Origin of the sequence: Rhodoferax sp. UBA5149 (assembly GCF_002413825.1) — a bacterium.
Taxonomy (GTDB): Bacteria; Pseudomonadota; Gammaproteobacteria; order Burkholderiales; family Burkholderiaceae_C; genus Rhodoferax.
On sequence record NZ_DHXT01000207.1, the window covers coordinates 15,573 to 21,461 of the forward strand.

General features: G+C 61.6%; 6 protein-coding genes. 1 reads left to right on the plus strand and 5 read right to left on the minus strand.

The genetic code is table 11. The features are described 5' to 3' along the window. Nucleotides 1–199: 199 nt before the first annotated feature. From ampD to B3V69_RS18670, 5 genes are read right to left on the minus strand one after another with little or no spacing between them, the layout of a single operon-like run. Nucleotides 200–811 (minus strand): 1,6-anhydro-N-acetylmuramyl-L-alanine amidase AmpD, encoded by a 612-nt coding sequence (gene ampD, locus B3V69_RS18650; RefSeq protein ID WP_296448661.1) that lies wholly within the window; start codon nt 809–811, stop codon nt 200–202. Beyond that, nucleotides 798–2,276 (minus strand): sigma-54-dependent transcriptional regulator, encoded by a 1,479-nt coding sequence (locus B3V69_RS18655; protein WP_296448663.1) that lies wholly within the window; start codon nt 2,274–2,276, stop codon nt 798–800. Before B3V69_RS18655 ends, ampD begins: the two co-directional genes overlap by 14 nt. Next, entirely contained in the window at nt 2,255–4,009 is a 1,755-nt protein-coding gene (locus tag B3V69_RS18660) for a two-component system sensor histidine kinase NtrB (protein ID WP_296448665.1), read from the minus strand. Before B3V69_RS18660 ends, B3V69_RS18655 begins: the two co-directional genes overlap by 22 nt. Then, nucleotides 4,010–4,237, minus strand: a complete 228-nt coding sequence (locus tag B3V69_RS18665) for a PP0621 family protein (protein ID WP_296448667.1) — start codon at nt 4,235–4,237, stop codon at nt 4,010–4,012. Further along, on the minus strand, nt 4,234–5,037 hold the full coding sequence (locus tag B3V69_RS18670; protein ID WP_296448668.1) for a cytochrome C assembly family protein: 804 nt from the start codon (nt 5,035–5,037) through the stop codon (nt 4,234–4,236). Before B3V69_RS18670 ends, B3V69_RS18665 begins: the two co-directional genes overlap by 4 nt. Before the next feature lie 76 nt (nt 5,038–5,113). On the opposite strand from B3V69_RS18670, the gene B3V69_RS18675 reads away from it, so the two are divergent. Then, nucleotides 5,114–5,889 (plus strand): signal recognition particle protein (locus tag B3V69_RS18675; RefSeq protein ID WP_296448670.1); only part of this gene is annotated, 776 nt, incomplete at its 3' end.

Consider the following 5,889-nt stretch of genomic DNA (forward strand, 5'->3'; position numbering starts at 1 on the left):
TTGTCGTCGTTGAGGTCCTGCGATGCGCAGGCGAACCCTTCTGTACACCTTGATAAATCAATAAATTCTTTGAAACACCCAGCAACGACAAGCCTTGCCAAGGCTTTTGCCCTTCAGTGCCGCATGCAGCCTTCTGCTCACTTTTTTTTCTGCAGGCAGAGCGCCCGCGCCAGGCGGTGCTTCTTACCGAAAAATAAATTCAGCGAGTATTTTTTGCCAAAACACCAGCGGGAAAGTACTGAGGCGCCAAGCCCAGGCACTGTTGCAAAAGCGGCCAGTCGAAACCGCTTCCGGGGTCGGTTTTTCGTCCGGGAGCCACGTGTTCATGGCCGGCAATATGAGCGATGGGGTAGCGTTGCAGGATAGCGGCGCACAGGCCCGCCAAGGTGTCATATTGACTGTTTTCAAAGAGGTCGCCTTCGACCCCCTCAAGCTCGATGCCGATCGAGTCGTCGTTGCAGTTGTTTCGTCCTCGGTAACTGGAGACTCCCGCATGCCAGGCGCGGTCATTGGCGCTGACGAACTGAACGAGTTCACCCTGGCGACGGATGAAAAAGTGGGAAGAGACTTCCATGCCCTGGATGCTTTTGAAGTAGGGGTGCTGGTTCCAGTCCAGCTGGTTGGTAAACAGGCGCGGCACTTCATCACCACCATACTGACCCGGCGGCAGGCTGATGGAATGCAGCACGATCAGATCCGTCTGGGCCCCGGCGGGGCGCGGGCCGTAGTTGGGTGAGACCAGCCGACCCGCGAATTGATACCAGCCATCGATCCAAAGCGGCGCTTGTTCCGGCGGATCAGATGGGTTCATCGGAAGCTTCATTGCTTTGCGGGGTGTCGATATTGAGCCGTGCGATGCGATAACGCATTTGACGCAGGCTGATACCCAGTCGGGCCGCAGCGGCCGTGCGGTTGAAGCCGGTTTCACGCAAGGCCTGGATCAAGATGTCGCGTTCCTGGCCATCGAGATGACCCTGCAGATCGCTGGGAATGGTGACTTGTTCGTCGTCCAGAGGCGCTGGCCCGGTGCTGATCTCGGAAGGTTCCGGGGGAAGTGGCTGACGTTCGGAGAGTTCGATCTGCAGGTCATCTTCATCGCTCAAGGCAACCGCGCGATGCAGCAGGTTCTCCAACTCGCGCACGTTGCCAGGCAAGGGGTCACGTGAGAGCTGATCGAGTACTTTGGGATGCAGCGTGGGCACCGGGATGCCCGATTCATGGGCAATCCGGCGCAGCAGGGCGTCGCACAGCGCGGGCAAGTCTTCCTGCCGCTCCCGCAATGGCGGGATCACGATTTCAATCACGTTCAAACGGTAATACAGGTCCTGCCGAAAGCGTCCGGCCAGCACTTCGGCTGCGAGATCCTTGTGCGTCGCGCTGATGATGCGAACATCGACCGGCTCTTCATGGGGCGATCCGATGGGCCGAATACAGCGCTCCTGAATCGCGCGCAGCAGTTTGGATTGCATGGCGAGCGGCAAGTCCCCTATCTCATCCAGAAACAACGTCCCGCCACTGGCCGCCTGGAAGAAGCCATCGCGGTCCTGGGTTGCGCCGGTGTAGGCGCCTTTTTTGGTGCCAAAGAATTCGGCTTCGAGAAGACTCTCTGGAATGGCACTGCAGTTGACGGCGACCCAGGCCCCCGCGCAGCGGTGACTGTTGGCATGAATGGCGCTCGCCACCAGCTCCTTGCCGGTGCCGGACTCGCCCGTGATCAGAACCGGGGCCATGCTGCGTGCCACTTTGACGATACGTTCCTTGACCAGTCGCATGCTGCCGGACTCCCCCACCAGCCGCTGCAGCGCAGCGTCGCCACTGGCGGGGCGTGTCGCGTTGTCGCCCGCCCCACTGGGCGGCGAAACGGTGCGGCCTGTCTTGGCGGCCTGGGCTGTCGGTTCCTGCACGGCGGAGGCGATGACGGCACGAAACTGCTTGAGGTCCACCGGCTTGGTCAAATAGTCAAAAGCGCCGGCCTTGAGGGATTCGACCGCATTTTCCGCGGAGCCGTAGGCCGTGATGACGACGCAGCGCTCCCGGCGTTGTTGCGCCTTGATGTGCTGGATCAGTTCCATGCCCAGACCATCGGGCAGCCGCATGTCGGTGATGACGACATCAAAACGGCGTTCGCTCAAATGCTGCAGGGCCTGTGCCAGGTTTTCGGCGGCTTCTACCCGGTAGCCTTCGCGTAGCAGTGTCAACTCGTACAGCGTTCTCAAATCGGGCTCGTCGTCGACGACCAGGATCTGGGCGCTGCTCAGCGGTGTGTTTGAAGCCATGGTGTTACCGGTATGTTGTCGCTTGCCAGATCAATGCGGTTCTGTGACGGGTTGGTCTGGAAAGTCACTAGGAATTCGTTTCCCTCGATGGACGTGCCCCTGACGTTTCGTTGTGTACGGCAGTAGGCAATGGAGGCACCATGTCCTTCGCACAGCTCACGGCAGATGTAGAGACCCAAGCCGCTCGAGCGGCTCTCCGAGGAAAAAAATGGTTCAAACAAATGTCGCTCAACCGATTGTTCCATGGGCTGACCGTCGCTCCACACGCTCAACGCGCCTTGCCCCATGGCGGAGGTGCCGACCGACACCTGGATCGCGTCCACGTGATGGCTGGCATAGCGACGTGCGTTGTCCAGCAGGTTCAACAGAATCCGGCGCAGGTGCTCCGCTTCAAACCTGACCTCGACATTGCGGGGCAGCAAGTTGATGCGCAGCAGGTGCTCGCTTTCGGTCTGGCTTTGCCAGTCACGGCAAATCCGCTCGACCACTCCGTTCAAGATCAGCGCACTGGATGCCGTCGGGTTTCCACCGTGCTGTACCCGCGCGATATCAAGCACTTCTTCCACGATTCTTTCCAGGCGCTTGGCATTTTGCTGCACCATCTGCGTGAGTTGCTTGTGCCTTGGATCCGAGAGGTCTTCGTCGAGCAGGGCATTGGCCTGTGCGATGGCTGCCAGGGGGTTGCGAATTTCGTGGGCGACGGCGGCCGACATGCGTCCCATGCTGGCCAGTTTTTCGGTTCGCATGCGGGCCTCCATCTCGCGCTGATCCTGTAGAAACATGACGCACAGGCTCTCGGAACCACCGTCTTGCGTGGCCGTCAGCTGGGTGCGTACCCGCACGCGCCTGGGGCCCTGCCCGGAATGATGAATGGTCACATCCGCCTGTTGCGGGTCGCGCTTGGAAAAACTGAGTCGCATCATATCCACCAGGCCCTGCCATCCGATCAGGGAGGCGAGATCGAAAGAGTTGGCGCGAAGGGCGCGCTGGGTGCCCAGCAGCAGCCGTGCCGCCGGATTGGCCGCACGGACCGTGCCGCGTTGGTCCACCACCAAAACCCCTTCCGTCAAAGACTCAATCACGAGCTCATTGACCAGACTTTGTACCCGGGCCGCCAACTGGCTGCGCTGCGCCCGCAGCTCGACATTGGCCAGCCGGGTCGCGGTCTGGTTGGCCAGAAACGAAATGACGAAACAACCCGCGCCCGTCAGTGCCGCCTGCAGAAAATGGGATGTCGTGTCCCCAGGTACTTGAATCGACATCCACGCGGCGTAACCGAACAGCAACAAGGTCACGCCGGCCGCGGCGCCCATGGCCAGCAGCAGCGACCCCAGGATGGAGGCCATCAAAACAGGCAGCGCGAACAAAGGCGCGTAATTGATGCTGCTGCCCTGCGCCACCTGCAGGGCGGCAAAGGCCAGAATATCCACCCCGATGGTGCTGAACGATTGGGCGTCAAATGTCTTGCCGAGTTGGCGTGGACTGGCCATCAGGCGCACGGACAGTGCCGCTACAAAATAGCCCGTGCATATCAGGGTCAAGGTAGTGTCTTTGGACGACCCGAGGGCGTAGATAATGCTTTGAAGCAGCAACAGCACCAGCCCCAGCATGACGCGCGCGGTCATGAAGCCGCGCCACAACCTCTCAAACTCCTGCGGATTTTCGGCCTGCTCAATGCCCGGTTCAAGCAATGACGGGCCGAACCAGGTTTGCGCGTCTGGTTGCGGGATCATTCACGGCTCCGCTTGGTGCAGATGCGCCGCGCTGCAGTACGCCCCCTTTTTGCCCGGAACGACATCCACCGAGGGCACATGGACCGAGCACAGCGTGCAGCTCACCATGGCCAGGGGCTCCGGCGCGGCCTTCGGTTTTGGCTCATGCCACTTCGGGACGGCCGGTCTGTTGGTGCGCCAGAGCCAGATGGCCAGCAGCAGCACCACGATGACCAGAAGGAACTTCATACCGACCGTCCGAGAATGATCTCCATGACGAAGCGAGAACCGACGTAGGCCAGCAGCAGCAGCCCCGAGCCGATGTACAAGACCCGTACCGCCCGCTTGCCGCGCCAGCCAAAACGGGCACGCCCCAGCAACAGCACGGCAAACACCAGCCATGACAAGACAGAAAACGCCACCTTGTGATCCCATTTGAAGGGTGTGGTCGCGCCATAAAGCTGCTCTTCAAACAGAACGCCCACCACCAGCGTGGCAGTCAACAGCAGGAAACCGGCGCCGACAAACCGGAAGGTCAGGCGTTCCATGGTCAGCAGCGGCATGCCGCTGTGCGGATCGCTGGCCAGCCGGATGCGACCTTCAGTCCGGGTCATGAACCAGGCGTGCACCACGGCAACGCCAAACAGGCCGTAGGACGCGATGCCCAGGGCCCAGTGCAGCGGCAGCCAGGGCGACGCATTGGGATGCAAGAGGTTGCCCGGAAACAGCGCCGCCAGAACCACCGCCACCGCGCCCAGCGCCGACAGGGTCCAGCGCGTCTGCAAGAGCGGGTACACACGGCTCTCCACCGCGTACACGGCGGCCACCAGCCAGGCCGTGACCGACAAGGCCGGCGCAAAGCCGAAGCGCGGCTGGGCGCCAAACAGACTCCAGGCCAGCAAGACGCCGTGCAGCAGCCAGGCCAGCCGCACCGCCACCCGTGGCACTTGGGGGCCCAGGCGAGCAGCGCCGACAGCCGACACCGCATAGCCCACGGCGGCACCAAGCGCCAAAGTCAAACTAAGAGGGGAAGCATTGGCTAAAATCATGGCTACAGTTTAGCGTTTTGCATATTGCCAATGTCTATTGGCTCCCAATTTTGGTTCCGTTCAGCGGAATACCCCTATGGCCTCCGCCCTTACCGACAAACTCTCCCGCCTCGTCAAGGAAATGCGAGGCCAGGCCCGCATCACGGAAGCCAACGTGGCCGACATGCTGCGCGAAGTGCGCATGGCCCTGCTGGAGGCCGACGTCGCGCTGCCCGTGGTGCGCGACTTCATCGCCCGCGTCAAGGAAAAGGCACTGGGCCAGGAAGTGTTGGGCTCGCTGTCGCCCGGTCAGGCGCTGGTCGGCATTGTCAGCAAAGAACTTGCCGCCACGATGGGCGAGGGCGTCAGCGACATCAATCTGGTGGCCCAGCCGCCGGCCGTGATCCTGATGGCCGGTTTGCAGGGCGCCGGCAAAACCACCACCACCGCCAAGCTGGCCAAACACCTGATCGAAAAACGCAAGAAGAAAGTCTTGACGGTGTCCGGCGACGTCTATCGCCCGGCCGCCATTGAACAGTTGAAAACGGTGACGGCGCAAGCGGGCGCCGAATGGTTTCCCAGTACGCCGGACCAGAAGCCGGTCGACATCGCGCTGGCGGCGCTGGACTACGCCCGCAAACATTTCTTCGACGTGCTGCTGGTGGACACCGCCGGCCGCCTGGCGATTGATGAAGCGCTGATGCGCGAAATCAAGGACTTGCACGCGGTGCTGAATCCGGTGGAAACCCTGTTCGTGGTCGATGCCATGCAGGGCCAGGACGCCATCAACACGGCCAAGGCCTTCAAGGCGGCGCTGCCCCTGACCGGCATCATCCTGACCAAGCTCGATGGCGATTCGCGCGGCGGCGCGGC

Bases quoted from the DNA above. Each gene is read 5' to 3' on its own strand.
- B3V69_RS18660 (WP_296448665.1), bottom strand. From the start codon at position 4,009: ATGATCCCGCAACCAGACGCGCAAACCTGGTTCGGCCCGTCATTGCTT.
- B3V69_RS18665 (WP_296448667.1), bottom strand. From the start codon at position 4,237: ATGAAGTTCCTTCTGGTCATCGTGGTGCTGCTGCTGGCCATCTGGCTC.
- B3V69_RS18655 (WP_296448663.1), bottom strand. From the start codon at position 2,276: ATGGCTTCAAACACACCGCTGAGCAGCGCCCAGATCCTGGTCGTCGAC.
- B3V69_RS18670 (WP_296448668.1), bottom strand. From the start codon at position 5,037: ATGATTTTAGCCAATGCTTCCCCTCTTAGTTTGACTTTGGCGCTTGGT.
- ampD (WP_296448661.1), bottom strand. From the start codon at position 811: ATGAACCCATCTGATCCGCCGGAACAAGCGCCGCTTTGGATCGATGGC.